Genomic DNA, 25,923 nt, shown 5'->3' on the forward strand with positions numbered 1-25,923 from the left:
CCAGCGTCTTTCCGATCCCTCCACAGCCAGCGCAGCGCGCGGTTGACAAGGAGCGGCGGTTTCGAGCCCGAGCGGCGTCCGGTCCCAGGTTACCATCTTGTTCCAGGGACGGCTTCAGACACGGCATACCGATTACCCGGACCTTCAAGGTCCGATATGCGATCGCCGGCGAGCGCTTTCGTGCTGCGCCGGTCCTTCAGCAATAGATAAGGCGGCGATGTTTGCCGCCAACGTGCTTAGACGGGCCGACGCTTGATGCGCCAGATTGTATTGCCGACCATGATCCACGGAAGAATCGCGCCGACGCGGAGCGAAAGCTCCGCGCGTCGTTTTGCTTCGCCGGGATCCCGTTCGGACCGGCGCCCCGGGTTGCGTTTTGGCCTTCCCCTCACCCCCGAATCAGGTGGACCGTCGCGTCACCCGGCGGCGCGACACGCGCTCACGGTATTACGCGGCCGCCGCCGTCAAGAGTTCCAAAATGCCCAACAAAATGTTGATCGATGCCACTCACCCGGAAGAGACCCGGGTCGTTGTGGTCCGCGGCAATCGCGTCGAAGAGTTTGATTTCGAGACCGCTCAGCGCAAGCAACTGCGCGGCAACATCTATCTCGCCAAGGTCACGCGCGTAGAGCCGTCGTTGCAGGCAGCCTTCATCGAATACGGAGGCAACCGCCACGGCTTTCTAGCCTTCAGCGAAATCCATCCGGACTACTATCAAATTCCGGTCGCCGATCGCCAGGCGCTGATCGAGGCCGACGAACGCGCTCATCGCGAAGCCGAGGAAGAGTCCGAAAACCGCTCCAATCGCCGCCGTCCGCGCCACCGCAACGCGCGCCGCCGCGGCAATGGCGAGCGCATCCAAAGTGAGGTCGTCGAGAACGCAAGCCCCTATCCGTCCGAGGGCGCTCAGCCGCATGAAGGCCAGGAATACGCAGAAGGCTTGCAGGCTGGAAGCGGCCATGCGCAGGACGCCCAACATCAACACGCCGATGCGGAGCATCATGATCACGACGATCATGAGCATTCGCATGATCATGATCACCCCCATGGTGAGCACGACCACGGTCACGCGAGCGAGCCGCTAGCAACGCAATTCCAATTCGATATGGCTGAGAAGGCCGCGGACGAAGCATCCGACGCCCGCCGAGAGCCCGCCCACGATGAGCGTACCGACGAGGAGAATTCGCGCGAAGACGCGGCTCATGCCGACGACGCTCCGGACACCGAGCACGCCGATGGCGAGCCCGCCGCATCAGATCACGCCGAACTGGCCGCCGCGCCGCTTGGCGACGAAGACCATGATGAAGACCATGATGATGAAGACGAGGGCGACGAGGCCGAGGAAGAAGTTGTTGAATCGGTCGGCGGCGACGACGTCCTGGAAGAGGTGCCGGAGCGCCCGTTCCGCCCGCGCCGTCAGTATAAAATTCAGGAAGTCATCAAGCGCCGTCAGGTGATGCTGGTGCAGGTGGTCAAGGAAGAACGCGGCAACAAAGGTGCCGCCCTGACGACTTACCTCTCGCTGGCCGGTCGCTACGCGGTATTGATGCCGAACACCGCGCGCGGCGGCGGCATCAGCCGCAAGATTACCTCTGCGCAGGATCGCTCGCGGCTGAAGGAAGTGGTGCAAGATCTCGACGTGCCCGAGGGCATGGGCATCATCCTGCGCACCGCCGGCGCGGCGCGCACCAAGCCCGAAATCAAGCGCGACTTCGAATATCTGATCCGCATGTGGGAAACCGTGCGCGACATGACGCTGAAGTCGCAGGCGCCGACACTCGTCTACGAGGAAGGCTCGCTGATCAAGCGATCGCTGCGCGACCTCTACAACAAGGAGATCGATGAAATCCAGGTCGCCGGCGAAGCCGGCTATCAGGAAGCCCGCGACTTCATGAAGATGCTGATGCCCTCGAATGTGCGCGCGGTCCGGCAATATCGCGACGGCCAACCGCTGTTCTCGCGGATGGGGGTCGAGAGCCAGCTCGACGCGATGTTCTCGCCGACCGTGCAGTTGCGGTCCGGCGGTTACATCGTGATCAACCAGACTGAAGCGCTGGTTTCGATCGACGTCAATTCCGGCCGCTCGACCCGCGAACATCACATCGAGGATACCGCGCTCAAGACCAACCTCGAAGCCGCCGAGGAAGTCGCGCGACAGCTGCGCCTGCGCGACCTTGCGGGCCTGATCGTCATCGACTTCATCGATATGGACGAGAAGCGCAACAACCGCTCGGTCGAGCGCAAGCTCAGCGATTGTCTGCGGCAGGACCGTGCGCGAATCCAGGTCGGGCGGATCTCGCATTTCGGCCTGCTCGAAATGTCGCGGCAGCGCATTCGCGCCAGCGTGCTGGAGAGTTCGACGGAGCCCTGCCCGCAATGCGGCGGAAGCGGCCATGTGCGTTCGGTGTCTTCGGTGGCCTTGCAGTTGCTGCGCGGCCTCGAGGAAATCCTGATGAAGGGCGCGACGCACAATCTCGTGGTGCGCACGCGGACCGACGTTGCGCTTTACGTTCTCAACCACAAGCGCGGCCATCTGCGCGATCTCGAAAACAGCTTCAAGGTGACGCTTGCGGTGGTTGCAGACGCGACCGTGAGCGGTCAGCAGTCGTATGTCATCGATCGCGGCGAACAGGTGCATACGCTGGAAGCGGCCAAGGCGCTGTTGGCAGCGCAGGTTGCGGCGTTCCCGCCGCAAACCGAAGAAGCATATGACGAGGACGAGCCGTTCGACGCCGAACTCGAATCTCAAGTGGAAACCGAAGAGACCGAAGGCCTGACCGACGATCTACCGGTCAGCGGGGCCGGCGACGGCGAAGCCGATGCGGATCTTCACAAGCGCAAGCGGCGGCGGCGACGGCGTGGCCGTCCCGGCGAGGCGCGCGAAGGCGGGGCCGCGCGGGACGGAAGCGATACTTCTCGCGTTGCGCCTGACGCGGTCGCGGCTGCCGGCGCCATCGCCGATGAAGGCGAAGCCGACGAGGACGAAACCGACGAACAGCCCATGGTTCGCACCGATCAGGCGGCGGGCGGCGATCGGCGTCCGCGCCGTCGCGGACGTCGTGGCGGGCGCCGGCGGCGCGGCGGGCTCGAGGACGGTCTGGCCGGCTCAATCGTCGACGAATTCAGGCCGGCATCCCTTTCGGAAGCAACCAGCGCGGTTGCCGATTTCGACGGAAGTCCAGCTGAATCACCTGCGCCGGAGATTCAACCGCAATCCATCGCCCCGACGCCCGAGCCACACCCTGCGGAACGTGCTCAACAGGAGCCGGCCGCTGCACCCACGCAGGAAGAGACCGCGCAAGAAGCCGAAAGGGCCGCACGCCGGCGTTCAACCGTGCGCGAAAAGGTAAGCTTCCTGGTTGATGCCCAGCGCGATGCGGCGCCACCCGTCAATCCCAGCCAGCCTGAGCCACCGGCACCCTCGCCCCCGGCAGCGCAGCCAGCTTCCGAGGTAACGACCGACACCCAGCCCCGCCGCGCCGGATGGTGGTCGCGGCGTTTCGGCGGCGGCGAATAAGAACAGGAACCTTGAACAGAAAAACCGCTCGGCAAAACCGGGCGGTTTTTCTGTTGGCTCGTCAATCCTCATGTGCAATTGCACGTCTGAGGAGATTCCGGGTTCAGCCTTCAGGCTGCCCGCAATGACACCAGCGGCTCCGCCACAAGAAAATCGCTAGCCCGTCGTGATGGCGGTTTCCACGTCCGAGGGATCGATCTCCTTGTTGAGATTGGCATGCAGCCTCTCGTGATCGAGTTCGCCTTCCCACCAAGACACAAACACCGCGGCGATGCCGTTGCCGGTGATGTTGGTCAGCGCGCGAACCTCGCTCATGAACTTGTCGATCGAAAACACGATTGCCATGCCCGGCACCAGCACCGGATTGACCACCGTCAATGTCGCCGCAAGCGTAATGAAGCCTGCGCCGGTGACACCGCTGGCGCCTTTCGATGTCAACATCGCCACGACCAGGATGGTCAATTGCTGGGTGAACGAGAGTTCGACGCCGAGCGCCTGCGCGATGAACAGCGTCGCGAGCGTCATGTAGATGTTGGTGCCGTCGAGATTGAACGAGTAGCCGGTCGGCACCACCAGCCCGACGACCGATTTCGAGCAGCCGAGCCGCTCGAGCTTCTCCATCAATTGCGGAAGCGCGCTTTCCGACGAGCTGGTGCCGAGCACGATCAGCAATTCGTCCTTGATATAGACGACGAACTTGAAAATGTTGAAGCCGACCAAGCGTGCGATCAGGCCGAGTACGACCACTACGAACAACGCCGCTGTCGCATAAAACAGGGCGATCAGCCCGACCAGATTGCCAAGCGCGGCGGGTCCGAATTTGCCGATGGTGTAGGCCATCGCACCGAAGGCCCCGATCGGCGCCGCTTTCATGACGATGGCGATCACGCCGAACACCGCATGCGCGGTGTCGTCGATGATCTCGCGCAGACGGTGACCACGCTCGCCGAGCGCCATCAGCGCAAAGCCGAACAGGATCGCGAACAGCAGCACCTGCAGGATGTCGCCACGTGCCAGCGCCCCGACCACGCTGTCGGGAATGATGTTGAGGACGAAATCGACGGACTTTTGCGCTTCCGCCTGCTTGACGTAAGTGGCGACCGCCGCCGCATCAGGCTTCGCGGCGAGACCGTGACCCACCTGGAAAAGATTGCCGATGACAAGACCAAGGATCAGTGCGAACGACGAAACGACTTCGAAGTAGACCAGCGCCTTGATGCCGACACGCCCTACTTTCCTGGCGTCCTGAATATGCGCAATGCCTGAAACTACCGTGCAAAAGATGATCGGCGCGATCACCATCTTGATCAGCTTGATGAAGCCGTCGCCAAGTGCCTTGATCCAGTCGTTGGTTGCGAAGTGGGGCCACAGCCAGCCGACGAGGACGCCGAGCAGGATTCCGATCAGCACCTGAAGATAAAGTACCCGGTACCAGGGTCTGGGCGCGCCGCGCGGCGCTTCCATTGCGATCGTTGCCGCCATTTGTTTCTTTCGCCATCAGGATTCGCGGATCTGTCCGCGCTCCGCGCGAAGGCCACCCACCGGGGGCATAGCCAAAACCAAATTGGTCCAGCGGAGTCAATGGCGCCGCGGCCGTTTCTCGCGGTGCTGAAAAAGTGTGCAGCTTACGAGACAAGGTCTGCGATCGGTCGTCCTATCCAAGCCACCGCGCGATACGCGCGACCGCTTCGCGCATGTCATCTGCCGAACGCGCGTAAGAAAAACGAACGAACTGATGGCCGTGAACCGGATCGAAGTCGATGCCGGGGGTGGCTGCGACGTGCGCCTGTTCGAGCATCCGTTTGGCAAATTCGAAACTGTTGGACGTGAATTCCGAGACGTCGGCGTAGAGGTAAAACGCGCCGTCGGCGGGCAAGAACTTGTTGAGGCCGGCTTGCGGCAGGCCGGTGATCAAAATGCGGCGGTTCTCCTGATAGCCGCGCTTTACTTCTTCCATCTCCTCGCGGCCTTCGAACGCAGCCTCCGCGGCAATCTGCGACAGCGTCGGCACCGAGATGGCAAGATTTTGCTGCAGCCGTTCAATCGGACGCACCAGCGGCTCCGGCACCACCATCCAGCCGACCCGCCAGCCGGTCATGCAGAAATATTTCGAAAACGAATTGATCACGAGCGCGTGCGGAGAGAGCTCCGCCGCCGTCACCGCCGGAAACGCATAATCAAGACCGTGATAGATTTCGTCGGAGATGAAACGAATGCCCGCACTCTCCGCCGCCGTGATCAGGCTGGTGAGCGCCTCGCGGGACATCATCGTGCCCGTCGGATTGGCCGGGCTTCCGACCAGCACACCCTTCAATGGGGTTCGGTGATGCGCGGCGAGCAAGGCATCACCCGTCAGCGCATGACGGGTTTCGCTCGAGGTCTCGATCAGCACCGGCTCGCAGCCGAGCGCGGTGAGAATGTGCCGGTATGGCGGATAACCGGGCACGGTAACCGCCACCCGGTCGCCCGGCTCGAACATGACAAGAAAGCCCAGGATGAAGGCTCCCGACGAACCCGTGGTGATCACGATCCGCTCCGCATCCACCGCGCATCCGTAAGCCTCGCGGTAGTGCCTGGCGATACGCTGCCGCAGCGAGGGAATACCCAGCGCGGAGGTGTAGTCGATTCGTCCGCTGTCGAGTGCGGCATGAGCGGCCGATATCGCCGTCTTCGGCGCGGGAGCCGCCGGTTGTCCGACTTCCATGTGAACGACGTGCCCGCCGGCGGCTTCAATACGGTCCGCCGCCGCCATCACGTCCATCACCATAAACGGCGGCACGTCGCTTCGTCCCGACGCCGTCAGCAGGTTCCTCGCACGCTCTCTCAGTGTCGCTTCCAGCATCGATATCTGCTATTTGGGCTAGCGCCGCCGATTTGAGGTTTCTGCATCGGTTACCGCAAGCTCGTGTTAGGAACTTCAAATCGAACAGTGGCGCTAGAAGTCATAGATTCACCAGTGCCCCAGACTAGCCGCATTCGGTAGTTTGGTAGGGCATAGCTCTTATCCGCCCCGCCGCCAATGATAAAAGACCGCTCAAAAGACCATTCAATGCTGCTCCGCATCGCGCTACGCAAAAACACCTTGAAGCTGACGGCGCTCATCACAGCGGCCGCGCTTGCCGTCGCGCCGATACCGGCGCTTGCGCAAGAGAACAAGGGCCTGCCGGTGCTGCGCGATACCGAGACCGAGCAATTGCTGCGCGAGTATACTCGCCCGATCCTGCGAGCTGCGGGCCTGGAAAAGCAGAACATTCAGATGGTGATCATCAACGAGAGCGCGTTCAACGCCTTCGTCGCGGACGGCCGGCGCATTTTCGTGAACTACGGCGCGATGATGCAATCGGAGACCCCGAACCAGATCATCGGGGTGCTGGCGCATGAAACCGGCCACCTTGCCGGCGGCCATCTGTCCAAGCTTCGCGAACAATTGGCGCAGGCGCAGACGCAAATGATCATCGCCATGCTGCTCGGGGCCGGCGCGCTGGTGGCGGGATCGAGAGGCGGCAACGCCAACAGCGGCCTGGCCAATGCCGGCGCGGCGGCGATTGCAGCACCACAAGAAATGATCCGCCGCACCCTGCTTTCCTATGTGCGTCAGCAGGAGGAAAATGCCGACCGCGCAGGGGTGAAGTTTTTGTCCGCTACCGGCCAATCCGCGAAGGGCATGTATGAGACCTTCAAGCGGTTTACCAATGAGAGCCTGTTCGCCACACGAGGTTCGGATCCTTACGTACAATCACATCCGATGCCCGCCGAGCGCGTCGCCGCGCTGGAGGAAATAGCGCGTTCAAGTCCCTATTGGGACAAGAAAGACGATCCGGCGCTGCAGTTGCGCCACGACATGGTGCGCGCCAAGATATCGGCTTTCATGGAACGGCAGGACACCGTCTACCGGCGCTATCCGCTCTCGAATGACAGCCTGCCCGCGCGATATGCCCGCGCAATCGCCACCTATAGGCATGGCGATTTGCGCAACGCGCTCGCTCAGATCGACGGGCTGATCCAAGTGCAGCCCGCCAACCCGTACTTTTATGAATTGCGCGGCCAGGCGCTGCTGGAAGGCGGCAAGCCTGCGGAGGCCATTGCCCCCCTGCGAAAGGCGGTGCAGCTCTCGAACAACTCACCGCTCATCGAGATGTTACTTGGGCAGGCGCTCGTGGCATCTGATAATAAGGCCTACACCGAGGAAGCGATTGCGATTCTGCGGGCGGCGGTGGCGCGGGAGACTGAAGCGCCGCTCGGCTATAGCCAGCTTGCAATGGCCTACGGCCGAAAGGGAGATTACGCGCAGGCCGATCTGGCATCGGCGCAGGCCGCCTACCTTCGCGGCGACAACAAGACCGCGCGCGATCTCGCCTCGCGCGCGAAAACCCGTTTCGCCGTCGGCACGCCCGGTTGGGTCAAGGCCGACGACATCGTCAGCGCAAAACCGCTGCCCGGCCAAAAGAGCAACTAGAAATCAATTAGCCGGCGTACGAAGGTTTTCGGAAACCGGCTTTCACCAAGAGGATTCGCCAATGCCTTCGATCCGCCTGCTCGCTTCCGCCCTGTTCGCGCTCGCGCTCTGCAGCGCGCCCCAGGCGGCATCGGCGCAAAGTTTCTCCGACAGCCAGCGCCGCGATATCGAGACCATCGTCAGAAACTATCTGCTTGCGAATCCCGAAGTGCTGGAGGAGGCGATGGGCGAACTGAGCAAGCGCCAGGCCGCCGCCGAAGCTGAGAAACATGAAGCGGGCGTCGCCAAAAACGCAGAGACGATTTTCAATTCGCCGCGCGGCGTCGTGCTCGGCAACAAGGACGGCGACGTCACCTTCGTCGAGTTCTTCGACTACAATTGCGGCTACTGCAAACGCGCCATGACCGACATGCTCGAGCTGATGAAATCCGATCCCAAACTGAAAGTGGTGTTGAAGGAATTCCCGGTGCTCAATCCCGGCTCCGTCGAGGCTGCGCAGGTCGGGGTCGCTGTGCGCATGCAAGATCCCAGCGGCAAGAAGTATCTCGATTTTCACCAGAAGCTGCTCAACGGCCGGGGCGCGGCGGACAAGGCGCGTGCGATGGCGGCCGCCAAGGAGGCCGGCGTCGATATGGCCAGGATCGAGAAGGATCTGGCGAGCCCGGAAGTGCGCGCCACGCTCGAGGAAAACTTCAAACTCGCCGAAGCGATGGGCATGAACGGCACGCCGAGTTACGTGATCGGCAAGCAGGTGGTGATCGGCGCGGTCGGCGTCGAAACTCTCAGGGAAAAGATCGGCGTCGCGCGCTGCGGCAAGGCGACGTGTTGAGCGATATTCGCAGCCATCAAGCGCTGTGCACCAGCGAATGGAAAGGCCGGCTGTGTTCCCGGCCTTTTTACTTTATTTGAGCAACTTCTTATTTGAGCGAGTTCGAGGCGAAGCCGTTCATCGCGCATTCACAAAACAGAATCGCACAAAACAAAATTGCACAAAACAAAATCGGAGGAACCGCTGATATCGCGGAACATCGCCGACCTCCCGTCGTTGTTGGCCCGGGCAATGCAAACACGTGAGGAGACATTCGATGAATAGTCGCTTTATGATCTCAGTCGCCACAGCGGCGCTGATTGCGGGAGCTGGCTTCGCTCACGCACAGGGAACCGGAATGGGGCGAGAGGGATCACCGGCGGGTTCCAGCGCGCAGCAGAGCGCGCCGTCCTCCGGAAACTCGGCAGCCCCGGCAAATCGCGGCGCTACTGAATCGACGAGCCCTTCGTCCGACATGAAGGCTACGCAGTCTGAAGACAAGTCACCGGGCGCGGCCAAGAACCAGCGCGCCGAAGACAAGAACATGCAAGGTCAGAAGTCGAAGAGCATGAGCTCCGAGACCGAAGGCGCCAAGGGCAACAAGGAGATGAAGGCTGAGGGCCGCGAAGGCAGCAAGGACATGAAAGCCCAGGGCCACGAAGGCAGCAAGGACATGAAAGCCCAGGGCCACGAAGGCAGTAAGGACATGAAGGCCCAAAGCCGCGAGGGCCAGTCGCAGACTGGACAGACCGGCCAAGCCCAGAGCCGCGAGGGCCAGTCCCAGACTGGACAGACCGGCCAGTCGCAGAGCCGCGAGGGCCAGTCCCAGATTGGACAGACCGGCCAGTCCCAAACCACCGTTGGACAGGCTGGCGCTGCGGCAAAGCTCTCGACCGAGCAGCGCACCAAGATCACCACGGTGATCCGCGATCAGCGCGTTCAGCCGCTCAACAACGTGAACTTCTCGATCTCGGTCGGCACACGCGTTCCACGCGATGTGAGATTCCACCCGCTTCCGCGTGAGGTCGTGACGATTTATCCGGAATGGCGCGGATATGAATTTGTCCTCGTCAAGGAGCAGATCGTCGTGGTGGATCCGCGGACATTCGAAATCGTGGCTATCCTCGAGGCCTAAACTCAACGATCGGCGGCGAGATCGGGGCGGGCAGAAATGCCCGCCCTCTTTCGTGCGCGAGGCTTCACTCAGCGATATGCCGGCAGCTTCTTTTTATTTCTGCAGAAGTAGGCGCACCAGTTCCGCCTGGTGCCTGACGCCAGTCTTGTCGAAAATTTTGGACAGATGGCTACGCGCCGTTCCAACGGTGATGCCGAGCCGGTCGGCAGTGGCTTTCCGGCCGTCACCCTTGATGATCTCAAGCGCGAACGCCGCCTCGGCTGGCGTGAAACCGAACCGCTCGCGCAAATTTTCGACGCGCGCCTGCATCTCCGTCTCGGCATCGGAGATGAGTACGATTGCGACCGCACGTTGCGAAAAACTCCACGGGATGGAGGCCATTGCCGTTTCCGGCTGTATCGGCGTCACCAGAACATCCATCGGCAACCGCCCTGCCCCACGCGACAGCGCAATGTCGCCACCGGAATCGGTTGCGCCATTGGCTTGGGCAGCGCACGAGGCGATGAGCCCGCGCAATACTCGTCCGCCGTCGGCATCGGAGGCGGACAAGGCGCCGGCTTCGAGCCGCAGGCCGTGGCGGGCATCGAGCATTGTGCCGGCCACACGATTGACGAACAAGGGCCGCGCATGCGCATCGACAAGCAGAAAACCCTGTTGCAATTCGTCGAGACTAGCCAGCGCGCGCTCGTTCGCGATCGTCAGATGGTGCAGTCGGCGCTGCAGCGCGACCGAGCGGACGAGATGTTGCGCCAGCACGGCGAACAGCCGCTTTTGGCCATCGTCGAATGACGGTCGATTCGGGAGCGCGTGGCTCGCAATGTGCCCGGACGCCATGCTATCGGCGAACAGGTTGGTGACGAGGGGCTCGGCGCTGAAACCAGCCGGCCGCCAGAATTCGTGATAAAAGGCCGTGCTGGTAAACTCGTCCCGTGAGATGACGTCCGCACCGGTGAAGACCTTGCCGGGCCGATAGTTTCCAGTGCACGGCAAGGCCGGAATATTCGGCGTCCAACCGTCAAAGCTGCGCACGATGTCCGGATCGGTCCGCGGCGCGTGCATGCTCACTATTTCGTTCGCCGGGTCGTAAAATCCGAACGCAACCAGCGGGCCGCCAACGGCATCGCCAATCCTGTTCAGGACGCCCGGCCAGAGCTGTGCGTCGAGCGCGGCATCGTAAATGGATCCGACAAGGTCCAGCACCTCGTCCTCACCGAAGTGCCCACTGCCAGACATCGATCCCACCCCCAGCTGTGCACGAACTCTGGCCTAGGTGCCGTCCCGACCGCAAGGCTCATTTTGGGCATCAAGTACGATGATGGGCGTCAAACACATGTTGCCGCGAAGTCTCACTTCGCAACATTCACGTCGAAATACCTGCTTTCGCTCCTTGCATCTGACGAACGTCAGATGCGGCCGCTGCATGGCTTGGCCAAGGTCACATCACGGCAGCCTCGAAGCGACAGAATCGTGCCGTCTGCCTTGGGGAATTTTTTATGTTTGATGTTCGGCGTCACCAAACGGTCATTTCACCGGCCGGCGATGAGAAAAGCCGGCGATGACAAGCTTTTCGACGGCGGGCGCAGCGGATTTGGCGACAGCGTGCGCCTCCGACTTGTTTTATACACGTGACCTGCGAGCGCGGCTGCTTGCCAGCAGCGCCCTGTCCGGCGGGAGGCTGCGCGGGCTAGCGCTGGCCGCCGGCGTTTCAATCGCAGCCGCAACCCTCTGGGCCGTTCCGGCGATGAGCCAGCAATCCCTCGACGGCGGCACGGCCACCGGCAACGATGCCTACGCTTCCGGCGATGGCGCGGTAGCGACCGGCGACTTCGCGACCGCGACGGGCGCGTCCAGCAACGCAACCGGCATCGCCGCGACCGCGTACGGCAACGGCAGCACCGCAAACGGCTCCGGCGCGACCGCGACGGGCATGGGCAGCACCGCAAACGGCGGGGGCGCTACCGCGACCGGCGCAGCCAGCAGCGCGAACGGCGAGGCCGCAACCGCGACCGGCGACCAATCGACGGCGAACGGCGCCAACGCGACCGCGACGGGCTACATCTCTAGGGCGAGGGGTGCCAACGCGACTGCGACCGGCATGAACAGCCAAGCGAACGGCGGCAATGCGACCGCAACCGGCCAGCAGAGCTTCGCGAACGGCACAAACACCACCGCGACAGGCCAGGACAGCACCGCGAACGGCTTCAATGCGACCGCGACGGGCGCTCAAAGCGTCGCCAACGGCGTCACCGCGAGCGCATACGGCCAAGGCAGCAACGCCACCGGCGCAGCCACCACCGCCATAGGCCAGGCAAGCCAGGCCACTGCCACCGGCGCGACCGCGCTTGGTGCCGGCGCCACCGCGGCTTTCACCAATTCGACAGCCATCGGCAATGGCGCATCCGCGAGCGCCGCCAATCAGGTTGCGATCGGCACGGCGTCGAACACCTACCGCATGGCCGGCATCACCTCGGCGGCGAGTCTCGCCGCGCAATCCGGCCCGACCTCGCTGGTCACCACCGACGCCAACGGTAATCTCGCTGCCGCCGGTTTCAACGGACAGGACATCACGCTCCTGCAATCCAACGTCGCAACGTTGCAAACCCAGATGAGACAGGGATTCGAGGGAACGGCGATCGCGATCGCGATGGGCGGATCGGTACTGCCATCGGACAAGAGATTTGCGATTTCCACCAACTGGGGAACGTTCCGCGGCGAAAACGCCATGAGCCTGAATGCCCAGATGCGGCTCAGCGAATATGTGGTCCTCAATGGCGGCGTGGGGGCCGGATTTGCCCAGGGCGGCATCGGCGGGCGGGCCGGAGTGACCGTCGCATGGTGACCGCGGCGTGGTGACTGGAAAACACCTCGGCTGGCAAGTTCTGATGTGTGCGGCGGCGCTGGCCGCAATCGCGTCAGTCGGTCATGCGCAGACATCAGCGCAAACGCCAAAGCCCGCGCAGATCGATCGCAACGGTGTGCTGATCCTGGTCCGGTCGACATTGCTCGCGCTCGACCACGCCAACAAGACCGGCAATTACACGGTGCTGCGCGACATCGGCGCTCCCGGATTCCAGAGCAACTCGGCGGCACGGCTCGGCGAGATCTTCGCCAAGCTGCGCAATGACAATCTCGATCTCTCCGGCGTCGCCGTGATCGACCCGCAGCTCAATCTGCTGCCGCAGATCGAGGCCAACGGCCTGATGCATATGGCGGGCTTCTTCCCCTCGGTACCGACGCAAGTCAATTTCGATCTGTCGTTTGCGCCGGTGAACGGACAGTGGCGGCTGTTCGGAATCTCGGTGTCGATTGGCCAGTCCGGGCCGGTTGCGCCGGAGCCACCCTCGCCGCCGGCCGCGCAAAAGCAACCTGCTCCTGCAAATAGCGCGAAGCAGCCAGCCTCAGCAAAGTCCGCGCCGGCGATCAAGCTCACGCCAGCGGAGAACAAGCCGACCGACGGCCCGCAACCGAAATAGATCGATCCGCAAGCGAGCGAGCGAACGCCTGAAAAATGCTGCCCGATGAAGCCTTGAAATCGATGAAGGTGATGTTCGCGACGCCATGCTACATCTCGGCCGTCAGCATGCACTACGTCACCAGCATCTTCGACCTCACCCATCATTGCAACCGGTTCGGGCTGCAAAGCATCCTGCATATGCATTCGGAAAGCCTGATCACCCGTTCGCGCAACAAGATGGTGCTCAAGTTCCTGTCCGACGAAACCCTGACCCATCTCTTCTGGATCGACTCCGACATTACCTTCACGCCGCAATCAGTCTGCCGCCTGCTGCTGATTGACCGCGACGTCACCGCCGGCGTCTATCCGATGAAGAGCTTCAACTGGCCCGACGAAGGCTTGCCGGCGGGAACGACGCGGCAGCAATTCGAGGATTGCTATACCGAATATCCGTTCAATCCGATCGGCCATGGCGCCGAGCGCGTCAGCGCCTACACCGACGCTGACGGCTTCGTCGAGGTCGCGGAGGCGCCGACCGGTTTCATGTGCATCAAGCGGGACGTGTTCCGGCAGATGATGCAGAAATACCCGGAGCTGAATTACGTTCCGGACGGGCCGCTGAATCCGCAGGCGCATCTGCACTGGTTGTTCTTCGACTGCATGGTCGATCCCGATTCCGGCCGCTACCTGTCGGAGGATTACGCGTTCTGCCGCCGCTGGCGCGACATCGGTGGCAAGATCTGGGTCGATCTGCAGTGCAAACTGCTGCACCTCGGCCAGCACAATTTCCGCGGCGACCTCGCGGAAAGCCTGCGGCTTCAGAATCGCTGGTGAGGGAATGGCGGTCTGTCGGCTGCCGCGGTGCCCGTCTCTTACCTTGGTTAACGCGCGGTTTCCGCAAGTTGTACACGTCTTTTTGCGAGGCAGATGAGGCATTTGAGGGATTACTGGAAGGGCTAGAGGGCTTCCCCTTCGGTCTGTTGTTACCTATAACCGCGCCACCTGCCGCCGCATTTGCCGGGATTTGGATGGCCAAGACAGCTGCCGAGACGATTTACGTACTCAACGGCCCGAACCTCAATCTGTTGGGGACCCGCCAGCCCGAGACTTACGGCCACGCTACGCTCGCCGACGTCGAGAAGCTCTGCGCCGAAACTTCAGCCCAGTTCGGCCTGAAAGCCGATTGCAGGCAGTCCAACCGCGAAGGCGAGCTGATCGATTTCATCCACGAGGCGCACGCCATGAAGGCGGCCGGGATCATCATCAATGCGGCCGGCTATTCGCACACCTCGATCGCGCTGCATGACGCTTTGGTGGCGGTGAAAATTCCGACCGTCGAAGTGCACATCAGCAATGTTCACGCCCGCGAGAATTTCCGTCACCATTCCTTCACCGCCAAGGCCGCGTTCGCCACGCTTTCCGGTTTCGGCATCGACGGTTACCGGCTCGCGATCACTGGACTTGCCGCCAAGATCGGCGTCAAGGCGAAGGCCTGACGCATCCGCCACATCAGCAAGCAGAAAGTTCCGGATCAAGACATGGCGCGCCAGCCTGACGACAAAACAGCCGCGAAATTCAAAAGCGACGACAGTGCGCTTATCCGTGAACTCGCACTGCTGCTCGACGAGACCAGTCTCACCGAGATCGAGATCGAGCGCGCTGGCTTGCGGGTACGGGTCGCGCGCAACATCAGCATCGCGGCCTCGATGCCGGCAAACTTTCAAGCCCCCGCCTCCGCGCCGGCAGTTGCCGCTCCGGTCGCTGTCGCCGATCTCGCCAAGCACCCGGGGGTCGTGCCCTCGCCCATGGTCGGCACCGCGTATTGGGCTTCCGAGCCCGGCGTCAAGCCGTTCATCGAAGTCGGCACCAAGGTTGCGGTCGGACAAACGCTGCTGATCATCGAAGCCATGAAGACGATGAACCAGATTCCGTCCCCGCGCGCGGGGACCGTGACGCAGATTCTTGTCGAGGACGGCCAACCGGTCGAATTCGGCGAACCGCTGGTGATTATCGAGTAAAAGCGCGAATAACGCATGGCGAATAGCGAATAGCTTCAGTCTTACTATTCGCCACTTGCCATTCGCTACTCGCCACTAGGACAACATGTTCGACAAGATCCTGATAGCCAATCGCGGCGAGATTGCCCTGCGTATTCTGCGCGCGTGCAAGGAGCTTGGCATCGCAACCGTCGCGGTGCATTCCACCGCCGACGCCGACGCCATGCATGTGCGGCTCGCCGACGAGAGCGTCTGCATCGGCCCGCCGCCGTCCAAGGACAGCTATCTCAACGTGCCCGCGCTGCTCGCGGCCTGCGAGATCACTGGCGTGGACGCGGTGCATCCCGGCTACGGCTTCCTCTCCGAAAACGCCCGCTTTGCCGAAATTCTCGTCGATCACAACCTGCACTTCATCGGGCCAAAGGCCGAACACATCCGCCTGATGGGCGACAAGATCGAGGCCAAGAAGACCGCCAAGAAACTCGGCATTCCCGTGGTGCCCGGTTCCGACGGCGCGGTCGGTCCCGACGACGACGCGATGGCGATCGCGCAAGCCATCGGCTTTCCGGTTTTGGTAAAGGCGGCCGCGGGCGGCGGCGGCCGCGGCATGAAGGTCGCGCACACCGCCGAAGACCTGATGCTGGCGCTCTCCACGGCCGCCAATGAAGCCAAATCGGCATTCGGCGACGCGTCGGTTTATCTGGAAAAATACTTGCAGAAGCCGCGCCACATCGAAATCCAGGTGCTCGGCGACGGCCGCGGTGGCGCGATCCATCTCGGCGAACGCGATTGTTCGCTGCAGCGACGCCATCAGAAGGTGTGGGAAGAAGGCCCCTCGCCGATTCTCGCCGCTTCCGCGCGCGCAAAGATCGGCGCGACCTGCGCCAAGGCGATGCAGGATATGAAATATCTTGGCGTCGGCACCATCGAGTTTCTGTTCGAGGACGGCGAATTCTATTTCATCGAAATGAACACCCGGATCCAAGTCGAACACCCGGTCACCGAGATGATCACCGATATCGACCTCGTGCTGGAACAGATCCGTATTGCCGCCGGAGGCGAACTGCCGGCGACGCAAGATGAGATCGCCATCATCGGCCACGCCATCGAGTGCCGCATCAATGCGGAAAATCCGCAGAACTTCCGCCCCTCGCCCGGCAAGATCCTGCAATACCACCCGCCGGGCGGCCTTGGCGTGCGGATCGATTCCGCCGTCTACCAGGGCTACGTCATCCCGCCTTACTATGACTCGCTGGTCGGCAAGCTGATCGTCCATGGCAAGACCCGCAGCGAATGCCTGATGCGGCTGCGCCGTGCGCTGGACGAAATGGTGGTGGAAGGCATCGAGACCACGCTGCCGCTGTTCAGGGCGCTGGTGCGGGAGCCCGCCATTATCGACGGCGACTATCATATTCACTGGCTCGAACAGTATTTGGCCGGCCAGGCGGGCGGCTAAGCGGCCGCTCTGTCGCGAAAACCCTTGCGCCGCCTGGAACCAATTGCTGGAACTGGCGTTTCGGTCGGCTGGGACCCTTTCCGGTGCAGGGGGACTGTTTGAATTCCATTCGTTCATGACGCGAGACTATTGTGACGCCTGACGCCATGCGCCGGCGCGCGATTGGGCATCTCCTGCTGCTTGCGGCGGGCCTCGTGGTGCTGACGGTGATCAGCGCCGGATCGGTCTATCTGGTGAACAGGGCGCGGGAGGACGCGCGCTCGGTTCTCCACACCGTCGAAGTCGAAAACCAGATATCGATGGTTCAACTGCAACTGCGTCGCGCCGAAAGCGCGCAGCGCGGCTACCTTTCAACTACGCGGCTGGATTTTCAGAGCGATTTTGAAGAGGCTGCATCGAAGCTCACGCCCGCACTGCAGCGATTGAGCCAGCTCATCAGCGACAACCCCGTTCAAAAGCGCCTCGTCGACGAGATGATTCCGCTCAGCAATCAGCGAATCGAGGAGTTCCGCAGGATCATCGAACTTGCGCGGACGCAGCGCATCGACGACGCCGCCCAGATCGTGCGCGAGGGTATCGGCCGCGACGCCATGAAGCACATCGACGATCTCGCAAGCCAGATGCGGGCAGAAGAAGACCGGCTGTTTGTCGAGCGCACGACCAGTGCCGACCGCAGTCAGACGCTCGCGGCATCGATGACCGCCGTCGGCTCAGGCTTGGTGGTCGTGCTGGCCGCCATCTCGATCTTTTTGGTGCGGCGCTCGGCGCGTGCACGCGACGACGCCGCAGCGCTGTTACGCGACAGTAACCTCAATCTCGAGGCGACCGTCGACGAGCGCACCGCCGATCTTCGCGAGGCCAACGACGAAATCCAGCGCTTCGCCTACATCGTCAGCCACGATCTGCGCTCGCCGCTCGTCAACATCATGGGGTTCACCAGCGAACTGGAAGAATTGCGCGCCGACATTTTCAAGCGGATCGCAATGCTCAGCCATGCGGCGGCTTCGGCTGCGCCGGCGCCGGTGGTCGCCGGAGAGACCGAACCGGTCCTCGAGGGCGAAGACAAGCAGCTCTCGCAGGATTTCGCCGAAGCCTTGGGATTCATCAAATCCTCGATCGCCAAGATGGACCGCCTGATATCAGCCATCCTCAATCTTACCCGCGAGGGGCGGCGCGAATTCGAACCGGTACCGATCGATACCCGCGAACTGATCGAAGGCATCGTCGCGACCATGGCGCATCAGGCCGCGGAGGCGCAAGCTCGGATTCAAATCGAACCGCTGCCGCACATCGTCAGCGACCGCCTCGCGATGGAGCAGATCTTCTCGAACCTGATCGACAATGCGCTCAAATATCTCAGGCCGGGCGTCCCCGGCGACATCTCCATCAGGGGCCGAACAAAGCTCCGCTTTGCGATTTTCGAGGTCGCCGACAATGGCCGCGGCATCGATCCCAAGGACCATCAGCGGATCTTCGAACTGTTTCGCCGCGCCGGGGCTCAAGACAAGCCGGGACAGGGCATAGGACTTGCCCATGTCCGCGCACTGGTACGACGATTAGGCGGAACTATGTCGGTCTCGTCGGAACTTCACTGCGGCAGCACCTTCACGATAACGCTGCCCATTAATTGGACATTAAATAAGCGGAATAGAGGTTCATGAGCCAGCCCGTTACCATCATCATGATCGAGGACGACGAGGGACACGCTCGTCTGATCGAGCGAAATATCCGTCGTTCCGGTGTCAACAACGACATCCTGCCGTTCACCAACGGTACAGCGGCGGTCGGCTACCTGTTCGGCAGCGACGGCAGTGGCCGCTACCATAAGGGCCGGGCATTGCTGATTCTGCTCGACCTGAATCTGCCTGACATGACCGGCATCGACATCTTGCGGCGGGTCAAGGAAAACAAATATCTCAAATGCGCCCCGGTTGTGGTGCTCACTACCACGGATGATTCCCAGGAAATCAAACGCTGCTACGAACTGGGCTGCAACGTCTACATCACCAAGCCGGTAAATTACGAAAGCTTCGCCAACGCCATTCGCCAGCTTGGGCTGTTCTTCTCCGTCATTCAGGTACCGCCAGCCGCCCCATGAACGACACGACGCCCACCCTGCTGTATATCGACGATGACGAGGCGCTTGCCCGGCTGGTGGAGCGCGGCCTGACGCGGCTCGGCTTCAAGGTCGTTCATGCCGCGAGCGGCACCGACGGGCTCGATCGCCTCGCGCATGGCGGCATCGACGTCGTCGCGCTCGACCAATACATGCCCGGCCTCGATGGCCTCGAAACGCTGGAACGGATGCTGTCAATCCCGAACGCGCCGCCGGTGGTGTTCGTCACGGCCGCGCAGGACTCAAAGATCGCCGTCACAGCTCTCAAGGCTGGCGCGGCCGACTACCTGGTGAAGGACACCCTCGGCGATTTCATCCCCTTGCTGCATGTCGCCATCGACGGCGCGCTGCGGCGGGCCCGCATTCAAAAAGCCCGCGATGACGCCGAGGCGGAGGTCCATGCCTCGCGCGACCGCTACGCGGCGCTGGCGGCCGAACGCGAGGTGCTGTTGCGCGAGGTCAACCACCGCGTCGGCAATAGTTTGCAGATCATTGCATCGCTATTGCACCTGCAGGCCAATTCGAGCACCGAGGAGGACGTCAAGGCGGCGCTGACCAGTGCGATGGGCCGCGTCGCCGCCGTGGCGCAGGTCCACCGCCGGCTCTACACCTCACACGACCTGAAGAGCGTGCTGCTGAACCAGTATCTCGACGCCCTGCTTGAAGATCTCAGAAGGTCGGCCGAGGGCAACCGGATGTCGCGGCTGACATTGAAGGCGGAGCTGATCGAGATCGATCCCGACCGCGCGGTTGCGATCGGCATCATCGTCAACGAGCTTGTGATGAACGCGGTAAAATATGCCTACCCCGACGGCGCCGGCCCGATTCACGTCACCTTGAATGCGCAAGGCGATGATCTCGTATTGTCGATTGCCGACGACGGCGTCGGGCTCAACGTCAAGACCGATCCGCGTTCCACCGGCATGGGCCAGCGCATCGTCTCCGCCATGGCTTCCAAGCTCGACGCGAGCGTCGAGCGCGATCCGACGCACGCCGGCACCCGGATCGTGGTGCGGTTTAGCCGCGTCAATCCGCCTGCAACGAAACCCGCGCGCGCGGCGGCCAGCTAGCCGTGACCGCCCCAGCCCTGCTATTCTCCCTCGCATGACGTCGCGCGACTCCGCCGCTTCCGAAATCACGCCCGAAGTGCTGTTGCGCGCTTACGCCTGCGGCATCTTCCCGATGGCCGAAAGCGCCGACGATCCGACCCTGTTCTGGGTCGAGCCGGAAATGCGCGGCGTGATACCGCTCGATGGCTTTCGCTTCTCCTCTCGCCTGGCGCGCACGGTGCGTTCCGACGTCTTCACCGTCACCGCCAACACCGCTTTCAAAGCGGTGATCGCCGGCTGCGCCGCACCACAGCCCGGCCGCGACGACACCTGGATCAACAAGCGCATCCGCGATCTCTACATCGGACTGCATGAAATCGGACATGCTCATAGCGTGGAGGCCTGGGAGAACGACGAGCTTGTCGGTGGATTGTACGGGGTCAGCCTCGGCCGCGCCTTCTTCGGCGAAAGCATGTTTCATCGCGCCCGCGATGCCTCGAAGGTGGCGCTGGTGCATCTGGTGGCGCGCCTGATCGCAGGCGGATTCCAGTTGCTCGACACGCAATATGTGACCGAGCACTTACGCAGCTTTGGCGCGGTGGAGATTCCGCGGCGACGCTATACCGCGCTACTCGACAAGGCGATCAAAGGCGGGGCGGATTTCCAGAAGTTGCCAATCGATCGGCCTATCAGCGGCGCACGGGCGCTCGAGATCATCGCCGGCCGCGAATAGCTACGTTATTACCTGCCGAACGGGAACAGGCTAGGCTGCCGCTGGGGCGGCGGCTGGTTCTGCGGCAGTGGCTGCTGTTGGAATTGCGCCTGCGGCGGCGGACGCGGGGCTTGCTTCGGTGCCGCGCGCTTCTGCGCGACGGGTGGCGCCGGCTTCGGCGGTTCGGGCGGCGCGGCGCTGACCACGGTGGTGTCAGGAGCTTTGCAATCGGTCAGCCAGATATCGTAGATCGGATGCTCGACGCCGTGCAGGCCGGGGCTCGCCGCGAACATCCAGCCCGAGAAAATCCGCTTCACCTCGCCCTGCAGCGTGATCTCGTCGACCTCGACAAAGGCGTCGGTGTTGGCGGCTTCCGTCGCCGGACGAGTATAGCAGGCATCGGTTTTTACCCGTAGTGCGCCGAACTGCACGGTCTCGCCGATATCCGCATCGAATTTGATGATGCGCCCGGTGATCTTGTCGAGCCCCGAAAAGCTCGCCTTCTTGTTGACGATCTTCTGCGCCGGCGGCTCGGAGACCACCTCGTCGCCGGGCTGCAGCGTGGCCGGCGATTGCGGCACGCCCTTGGGCTGGCGCTGTCCCTGCGGCAATCCCGGCAGCGGATTGGCTCCGGGCGGCACGCCCGCCACACCCTGGTCGGGCTGCGGCGGCGCCACCGCGATGCCCGGCGGGGTATTCTGCGGAATGACGGTCGTGCCCGGCGGTGGCGCCAGCGGTTGCGATTGCACGGCGCCCGGAGCGGGTACGCCCTGCCCCGGCGGCAGACGATTGGGCGTCGGCAGCAGGCGGCCCCGCGGCAGCTCCGGCACTTCCTCTTCATCCTCGGGCGGCTGGTTGCCCCGGGGAACATTGCCGGGCGGCCGCGGCGGAGGATCGGAAAAAATGTTGCCTATCTGCGCGCGCGCGGGCGGCGCAAGCGAGATTGTCGTGGCGGCTAGCAGCGCCGCAAAACCAGTCAGGGCAATGGTTCGAAACATCTCGCGGCTTTAATAGGCGAATCAGGCTCGCGACATTGTAAAGGGTACGGGTTATTCGCCGCGCGCAGACCCACCGGTTAACACGCCGAATACGGCGGGGAAAGGGCGGCTTGCCCCTCCTCCGGGCCACTGGTCAGCGCACGCGCCAGATGAAATAGTCGGTCCCGATAAAAGTTCGCGCCCGCGCTGAACCATGAAAAGCCGGGATAACCGGGCGAGCCAAGGGGAAACGCACTTAATGCCCGATCGAATCCGTCTGGATGGCAAGGTCGCCGTCGTCACCGGGGCTGCCGGCATCATCGGTACCGCGACCATCCATCTTCTGGCCGAACGCGGCGCCCGTGTCGTCGCCGTCGACCGCAGGGAGCAGGATCTGCAGACCGCCATCAAGGATTTGCCGGCCTCCGCACAGGCGCTTGCCATCACCGCCGATGTGACGCGCGAAGACGAGGTCGCGGAGTATGTCCGCGCCGTCCTCGACAAATTCGGCACCGTCGACGTTTTCTACAACAATGCCGGCATCGAGGGCGATGTCGCGCCGATTACGAAATATTCGCTGGAGACGTTTCGCCGGGTGCTCGACGTCAATGTGGTCGGCGTATTCCTGGGATTGAAGCATGTGCTACCGGTGATGCTTAAGCAGAACAAAGGCAGCATCATCAACACGGCCTCGATTGCGGGCCGGATCGGTTCCCCCCAAGTCGCAGTCTACAGCGCCAGCAAGCATGCGGTGATCGGGCTGACCAAAAGCGCCGCACTGGAATGTACCGCCACCGGCGTGCGGGTGAATTGCGTCTGCCCCGGCCTGATCGACAGCCGCATGCTGAGCGCGATCATCGAAGGCCGCAATCCCGGCAATGCGCCGGTTCCGAACGACAAGATCGTCGAGCGGATTCCGGCGCGCCGGTTGGGCCAAGCCTCAGAAGTCGCCTCCGTCGTCGCATTTCTCGCCTCCGACGAGGCGAGCTATGTCTCGGGCTCCGCCTACACCGTCGACGGTGGGCGGACTGCGAGCTAAAGATCGTCGTTTCGGGACGCGAGCGAACCCGGAATGCGGAGAGATGATCAGCGCGAGATTCCGGGTTCGCGCTACGCGCGCCCCGGAACGACAAGAACGAACTCTTTTCACTACCAACAGGTTTTCCCATCATGCCCGTGACCCTCGATCCCGATGCCGCCGCCGTGTTCAAGGCGTTTCAGGAGGCCGGCCGGCCGCCTTACGAAACGGTTTCGCCAGCCGAGGCGCGCGAACTTTATTTGAAGGGCCGTGTCGTCACCAATCCCGAGCCGCCCGAAATGAAATCGGTGCAGCCGCTCACGATCCCCGCGCCTCACGGGTCGATCCCTGCGCGCGTCTACACGCCGAATAAACTGCGGGAGGCGAACGGCCTCGCGCCGTGCCTGGTGTTTTTTCACGGTGGCGGCTGGGTGATCGGCGATCTCGATTCCCATGACGTGGTGTGCCGCAAACTGGCCGACGAAGGTCAGCTCATTGTCATTTCCGTCGATTACCGGCTCGCGCCCGAGCACAAATTCCCTGCAGCCGTCGAGGACGCCATCACCGCGACGGCGTGGATCGCGGAACGCTCCAAGCAGCTCGGCATCGACGCGGCGCGGCTGAGCGTCGGTGGCGACAGCGCCGGCGGCAATCTCGCGGCGGTGGTCGCGATCGCGGCGCGCGACGGCAACGGCCCCGCGATCGCCGGCCAGGTGCTGATCTATCCGGCGATCGATTTCGCGATGACGCATCCCTCGCACAGCGAGCCGGAGACCAGCATCCTGCTGACGCATTCCGTCATCCGGTGGTTTCGCGATCACTATCTGAATGGCATCGCCGACGTGCACGATTGGCAGGCTTCACCGGCACGCGCCAAGACTTTGATCGGGCTACCGTCGGCCTATGTGCTGACCGCGGGCGCTGATCCCTTGCGCGACGAAGGCGACGAATACGCACGCCGTCTGAAAGACGCCGGCGTCCCCGTGACGTACCGGACCTTCCCGGGCCAATTCCATGGCTTCTTCACCATGGGCAAGCTGCTGCAACAGGCTAATGTCGCGGCAAACGAGATTGGCGCCTGGCTGAAGGCGCTGAACTAGAGCCTGGGCGATCATCCGCTCTTGTCTCCCATGAGTTTCCTTGCTGTCGAGGCCGTTGTGATTGAACCTATCCTGGTGTTTGGAATACCCGTTGATTTCATTTTGTTCGCGCTGACCCTGCTCGGCGTCGCGCTGTTCCATCATCACACGCTTCCGGTCGCGCTAACCGGCCTCGCAACCATCGTCAGTTACAAACTGGCATTCACCGGTTTCAAAGACGGCATCGGGCTTGGCGGCCTCGGTCAGCACATGGCGCACGAATGGGTGACGCTGGCCAATCTGTTCTTGCTCTTGATGGGATTCGCACTGCTATCCCGGCACTTCGAGGAGAGCAGAATTCCGGATGAGATGCCGGCGCTACTGCCCGACGACTGGAAGGGCGGCGTCACGTTGCTGTGCCTGGTGTTCGTCCTGTCGAGCTTCCTTGACAATATCGCGGCGGCGCTGATTGGCGGCACGGTTGCGCGGCACGTTTTTAGCGGCAAGGTCCATATCGGCTATCTCGCCGCGATCGTTGCGGCCTCGAACGCCGGCGGCGCCGGCAGCGTGGTCGGCGATACCACGACGACCATGATGTGGATTGCCGGCGTCAGTCCGCTCAGCGTTGTGGAATCCTATGTCGCCGCCATCGTCGCAATGTTCATCTTTGCCGTGCCCGCATCGCTGCAACAACAGCGGTTTTCTCCGATCGTCAAAAACCCTCCATCGGGACTGAAAATCCACAAGGTGCGGGTTTTCATTGTCGCGGCTATTCTCGTTGCGGCGCTCGCCGCCAATGTGATCGCAAATCTGAAATTCCCCGCGCTTCTGCACACGATTCCTGTGCTCGGCCTCGCCGTCTGGGCGGCCATCCTTCTGACCGCGGCCTTGCGACGGCCAGACTGGTCGGTGATGCCTGAAACTTTCAAGGGCACCGTGTTTCTTCTCGCCCTGGTGACCGCGGCCTCCATGATGCCCGTCGACAGGCTGCCAGCCGCTTCTTGGCAGACAGCTCTCGGACTGGGCTTTTTGTCCGCCGTCTTCGACAATATCCCGCTCACCGCGCTCGCTTTGAAACAGGGAGGCTACGACTGGGGCTACCTGGCCTACGCTGTCGGGTTCGGCGGCTCGATGATCTGGTTCGGCTCTTCCGCCGGTGTGGCGCTATCCAACATGTATCCGGAAGCGAAGTCGGTCGGACGCTGGATCAGCCACGGTTGGCCGGTTGCGGTTGCCTATGTCATCGGATTCTTCGTCATGTTGGCGATCCTCGGCTGGCATCCGGATGCTCCGCGATAGCCGCTACGCGCGCTCGCGCCGCCGCCCGGCTCGAACGACGAAAAATACCAGCGGCGTAACGTCGCTTTGAAATCCGCTCACAAAGAAAAAGGCCGCCTGGTTTCCCAGACGGCCCTTCTTGTCCTACGGCAGCTCCACATTAACGGGCGATTTCAGAACCTCTGCACCAGGGGCCTATCTCCCGGCCGTGTCCTACTCGGGTGCCGCTGCAAATCGGGACAGTCGCGAACTGGAGCCCGAACCGACGCGATGGTCTCCCATCTCCGTAAGATCACCCATGAAGCCGCGATCACGCTTCGAACACAAGGACGCCGCGACAACTGTCCCCGCTGTTCACAGCCGCAACGCCGTGAGGCCGCGGCGCGTTCGCGGCGCAACGGCACCAGCGCGCAACTGGCTAAACCGCGGCGACCCGGCTAGGCCGTGTCCTCACAAAGTCGGCGTAGGTTGATCTGGGCCGCGCAATGTCCACTATTCCTCCAACGGCGGCACAAAGGCGGACCTCGCTTTGGGTCCGCTTCGTGCCCATGTGTGGACGGCTCCGAGTTGGCAAGAGAAATCTTCACGTCGCAGGCTTGGTCGGTGCTGCCATGTGTTCGGCCTGTAGATGCGGTTCACATGACCGCTGGCCATAATGCCCTCCGCGGATCAGGTCCCGGTCAACAACACGCATTCGACGATGCGATGGCACAAGTGGGTTGTCCTGATCGCCGGATCGACCGGCTCTGCATTACGTGCTGTTCGCCCTCCCAACCTTCACCTCACGCCGATTGACCGGCGCGATCTCGTTTACGCCGCCAGCGCGACGGGTTGCTTGTAGCGCTCGCCCTTGGCCATCATGGCCCAGGCC

Annotated in this window: 22 protein-coding genes; 18 read left to right on the top strand and 4 right to left on the bottom strand. The window is 62.6% G+C overall.

What is annotated here, in order from left to right:
- Nucleotides 1-478: 478 nt before the first annotated feature.
- Entirely contained in the window at nucleotides 479-3,517 is a 3,039-nt protein-coding gene (locus N554_RS0107470; protein ID WP_029582899.1) for an Rne/Rng family ribonuclease, read from the top strand.
- A 156-nt stretch (nucleotides 3,518-3,673) separates the two neighbouring features.
- On the opposite strand, the gene dctA is transcribed toward N554_RS0107470, so the two are convergent.
- A complete protein-coding gene (gene dctA / locus N554_RS0107475; protein ID WP_029582900.1) occupies nucleotides 3,674-4,999 on the bottom strand; it encodes a C4-dicarboxylate transporter DctA in 1,326 nt (441 codons plus the stop codon).
- A gap of 172 nt (nucleotides 5,000-5,171) precedes the next feature.
- Complete coding sequence (locus N554_RS0107480) at nucleotides 5,172-6,359, bottom strand: pyridoxal phosphate-dependent aminotransferase (RefSeq protein WP_029582901.1); 1,188 nt, start codon at nucleotides 6,357-6,359, stop codon at nucleotides 5,172-5,174.
- A 207-nt stretch (nucleotides 6,360-6,566) separates the two neighbouring features.
- On the opposite strand from N554_RS0107480, the gene N554_RS0107485 reads away from it, so the two are divergent.
- From N554_RS0107485 to N554_RS0107495, 3 genes are all read left to right on the top strand, one after another.
- Nucleotides 6,567-7,973 carry a M48 family metalloprotease gene (locus tag N554_RS0107485; protein ID WP_029582902.1) on the top strand — a complete coding sequence of 469 codons (1,407 nt, stop codon included), beginning with the start codon at nucleotides 6,567-6,569 and terminating at the stop codon, nucleotides 7,971-7,973.
- A gap of 61 nt (nucleotides 7,974-8,034) precedes the next feature.
- Nucleotides 8,035-8,802, top strand: a complete 768-nt coding sequence (locus N554_RS0107490) for a DsbA family protein (RefSeq protein WP_029582903.1) — start codon at nucleotides 8,035-8,037, stop codon at nucleotides 8,800-8,802.
- A gap of 256 nt (nucleotides 8,803-9,058) precedes the next feature.
- A complete protein-coding gene (locus tag N554_RS0107495; protein ID WP_029582904.1) occupies nucleotides 9,059-9,916 on the top strand; it encodes a DUF1236 domain-containing protein in 858 nt (285 codons plus the stop codon).
- A gap of 93 nt (nucleotides 9,917-10,009) precedes the next feature.
- On the opposite strand, the gene N554_RS0107500 is transcribed toward N554_RS0107495, so the two are convergent.
- Nucleotides 10,010-11,149 (bottom strand): helix-turn-helix transcriptional regulator, encoded by a 1,140-nt coding sequence (locus N554_RS0107500; protein WP_029582905.1) that lies wholly within the window; start codon nucleotides 11,147-11,149, stop codon nucleotides 10,010-10,012.
- 63 nt (nucleotides 11,150-11,212) lie between these two features.
- Between N554_RS0107500 and N554_RS39700 the strand changes: the two genes are divergently transcribed.
- From N554_RS39700 to aat, 11 genes are all read left to right on the top strand, one after another.
- A complete protein-coding gene (locus N554_RS39700) occupies nucleotides 11,213-11,545 on the top strand; it encodes a hypothetical protein (protein WP_156041835.1) in 333 nt (110 codons plus the stop codon).
- Nucleotides 11,529-12,755: a YadA-like family protein gene (locus N554_RS0107505; protein ID WP_156041836.1), complete on the top strand. Its 1,227-nt coding sequence runs from the start codon at nucleotides 11,529-11,531 to the stop codon at nucleotides 12,753-12,755. The genes N554_RS39700 and N554_RS0107505 overlap by 17 nt, the downstream gene beginning before the upstream one ends.
- A 10-nt stretch (nucleotides 12,756-12,765) precedes the next feature.
- Nucleotides 12,766-13,389 carry a hypothetical protein gene (locus N554_RS0107510; RefSeq protein WP_245283544.1) on the top strand — a complete coding sequence of 208 codons (624 nt, stop codon included), beginning with the start codon at nucleotides 12,766-12,768 and terminating at the stop codon, nucleotides 13,387-13,389.
- 35 nt (nucleotides 13,390-13,424) lie between these two features.
- Complete coding sequence (locus N554_RS0107515; RefSeq protein ID WP_029582908.1) at nucleotides 13,425-14,204, top strand: glycosyltransferase family 2 protein; 780 nt, start codon at nucleotides 13,425-13,427, stop codon at nucleotides 14,202-14,204.
- Nucleotides 14,205-14,398: 194 nt separating this feature from the next.
- Complete coding sequence (gene aroQ / locus N554_RS0107520; protein WP_029582909.1) at nucleotides 14,399-14,866, top strand: type II 3-dehydroquinate dehydratase; 468 nt, start codon at nucleotides 14,399-14,401, stop codon at nucleotides 14,864-14,866.
- Between the two features lie 42 nt (nucleotides 14,867-14,908).
- A complete protein-coding gene (gene accB, locus N554_RS0107525) occupies nucleotides 14,909-15,388 on the top strand; it encodes an acetyl-CoA carboxylase biotin carboxyl carrier protein (protein WP_029582910.1) in 480 nt (159 codons plus the stop codon).
- Nucleotides 15,389-15,473: 85 nt separating this feature from the next.
- Nucleotides 15,474-16,823: an acetyl-CoA carboxylase biotin carboxylase subunit gene (gene accC, locus N554_RS0107530; RefSeq protein WP_029582911.1), complete on the top strand. Its 1,350-nt coding sequence runs from the start codon at nucleotides 15,474-15,476 to the stop codon at nucleotides 16,821-16,823.
- Nucleotides 16,824-16,954: 131 nt separating this feature from the next.
- Entirely contained in the window at nucleotides 16,955-18,484 is a 1,530-nt protein-coding gene (locus tag N554_RS0107535) for a sensor histidine kinase (protein WP_029582912.1), read from the top strand.
- Nucleotides 18,481-18,921, top strand: coding sequence for a response regulator (locus N554_RS0107540; protein WP_029582913.1), 441 nt, complete (start codon nucleotides 18,481-18,483; stop codon nucleotides 18,919-18,921). Before N554_RS0107535 ends, N554_RS0107540 begins: the two co-directional genes overlap by 4 nt.
- Nucleotides 18,918-20,009, top strand: a complete 1,092-nt coding sequence (locus N554_RS0107545) for a sensor histidine kinase (protein ID WP_029582914.1) — start codon at nucleotides 18,918-18,920, stop codon at nucleotides 20,007-20,009. The genes N554_RS0107540 and N554_RS0107545 overlap by 4 nt, the downstream gene beginning before the upstream one ends.
- Before the next feature lie 34 nt (nucleotides 20,010-20,043).
- On the top strand, nucleotides 20,044-20,721 hold the full coding sequence (aat, locus tag N554_RS0107550; RefSeq protein ID WP_029582915.1) for a leucyl/phenylalanyl-tRNA--protein transferase: 678 nt from the start codon (nucleotides 20,044-20,046) through the stop codon (nucleotides 20,719-20,721).
- Nucleotides 20,722-20,729: 8 nt separating this feature from the next.
- Here aat and N554_RS0107555 read toward each other — a convergent pair whose 3' ends face one another.
- Nucleotides 20,730-21,698 (bottom strand): DUF2155 domain-containing protein, encoded by a 969-nt coding sequence (locus N554_RS0107555; RefSeq protein WP_029582916.1) that lies wholly within the window; start codon nucleotides 21,696-21,698, stop codon nucleotides 20,730-20,732.
- Nucleotides 21,699-21,936: 238 nt separating this feature from the next.
- Between N554_RS0107555 and N554_RS0107560 the strand changes: the two genes are divergently transcribed.
- The 3 genes from N554_RS0107560 (at nucleotide 21,937) to N554_RS0107570 (ending at nucleotide 25,073) form a co-directional block, all read left to right on the top strand.
- Nucleotides 21,937-22,716, top strand: a complete 780-nt coding sequence (locus N554_RS0107560; RefSeq protein WP_029582917.1) for an SDR family NAD(P)-dependent oxidoreductase — start codon at nucleotides 21,937-21,939, stop codon at nucleotides 22,714-22,716.
- A 131-nt stretch (nucleotides 22,717-22,847) separates the two neighbouring features.
- Nucleotides 22,848-23,795, top strand: a complete 948-nt coding sequence (locus N554_RS0107565; RefSeq protein ID WP_029582918.1) for an alpha/beta hydrolase — start codon at nucleotides 22,848-22,850, stop codon at nucleotides 23,793-23,795.
- Nucleotides 23,796-23,852: 57 nt separating this feature from the next.
- Nucleotides 23,853-25,073: an SLC13 family permease gene (locus N554_RS0107570; RefSeq protein WP_029582919.1), complete on the top strand. Its 1,221-nt coding sequence runs from the start codon at nucleotides 23,853-23,855 to the stop codon at nucleotides 25,071-25,073.
- Nucleotides 25,074-25,923: the final 850 nt, after the last annotated feature.

Origin of the sequence: Bradyrhizobium sp. URHD0069 (assembly GCF_000701345.1) — a bacterium.
GTDB lineage: Bacteria > Pseudomonadota > Alphaproteobacteria > Rhizobiales > Xanthobacteraceae > Bradyrhizobium.

Excerpts from the sequence above, each read along its gene's own strand:
- N554_RS0107470 (WP_029582899.1), top strand. The coding sequence starts at position 479 with ATGCCCAACAAAATGTTGATCGATGCCACTCACCCGGAAGAGACCCGG.
- dctA (WP_029582900.1), bottom strand. The coding sequence starts at position 4,999 with ATGGCGGCAACGATCGCAATGGAAGCGCCGCGCGGCGCGCCCAGACCC.
- N554_RS0107480 (WP_029582901.1), bottom strand. The coding sequence starts at position 6,359 with ATGCTGGAAGCGACACTGAGAGAGCGTGCGAGGAACCTGCTGACGGCG.
- N554_RS0107485 (WP_029582902.1), top strand. The coding sequence starts at position 6,567 with ATGCTGCTCCGCATCGCGCTACGCAAAAACACCTTGAAGCTGACGGCG.
- N554_RS0107490 (WP_029582903.1), top strand. The coding sequence starts at position 8,035 with ATGCCTTCGATCCGCCTGCTCGCTTCCGCCCTGTTCGCGCTCGCGCTC.
- N554_RS0107495 (WP_029582904.1), top strand. The coding sequence starts at position 9,059 with ATGAATAGTCGCTTTATGATCTCAGTCGCCACAGCGGCGCTGATTGCG.
- N554_RS0107500 (WP_029582905.1), bottom strand. The coding sequence starts at position 11,149 with ATGTCTGGCAGTGGGCACTTCGGTGAGGACGAGGTGCTGGACCTTGTC.
- N554_RS0107515 (WP_029582908.1), top strand. The coding sequence starts at position 13,425 with ATGCTGCCCGATGAAGCCTTGAAATCGATGAAGGTGATGTTCGCGACG.
- aroQ (WP_029582909.1), top strand. The coding sequence starts at position 14,399 with ATGGCCAAGACAGCTGCCGAGACGATTTACGTACTCAACGGCCCGAAC.
- accB (WP_029582910.1), top strand. The coding sequence starts at position 14,909 with ATGGCGCGCCAGCCTGACGACAAAACAGCCGCGAAATTCAAAAGCGAC.
- accC (WP_029582911.1), top strand. The coding sequence starts at position 15,474 with ATGTTCGACAAGATCCTGATAGCCAATCGCGGCGAGATTGCCCTGCGT.
- N554_RS0107540 (WP_029582913.1), top strand. The coding sequence starts at position 18,481 with ATGAGCCAGCCCGTTACCATCATCATGATCGAGGACGACGAGGGACAC.
- N554_RS0107545 (WP_029582914.1), top strand. The coding sequence starts at position 18,918 with ATGAACGACACGACGCCCACCCTGCTGTATATCGACGATGACGAGGCG.
- aat (WP_029582915.1), top strand. The coding sequence starts at position 20,044 with ATGACGTCGCGCGACTCCGCCGCTTCCGAAATCACGCCCGAAGTGCTG.
- N554_RS0107555 (WP_029582916.1), bottom strand. The coding sequence starts at position 21,698 with ATGTTTCGAACCATTGCCCTGACTGGTTTTGCGGCGCTGCTAGCCGCC.
- N554_RS0107560 (WP_029582917.1), top strand. The coding sequence starts at position 21,937 with ATGCCCGATCGAATCCGTCTGGATGGCAAGGTCGCCGTCGTCACCGGG.
- N554_RS0107565 (WP_029582918.1), top strand. The coding sequence starts at position 22,848 with ATGCCCGTGACCCTCGATCCCGATGCCGCCGCCGTGTTCAAGGCGTTT.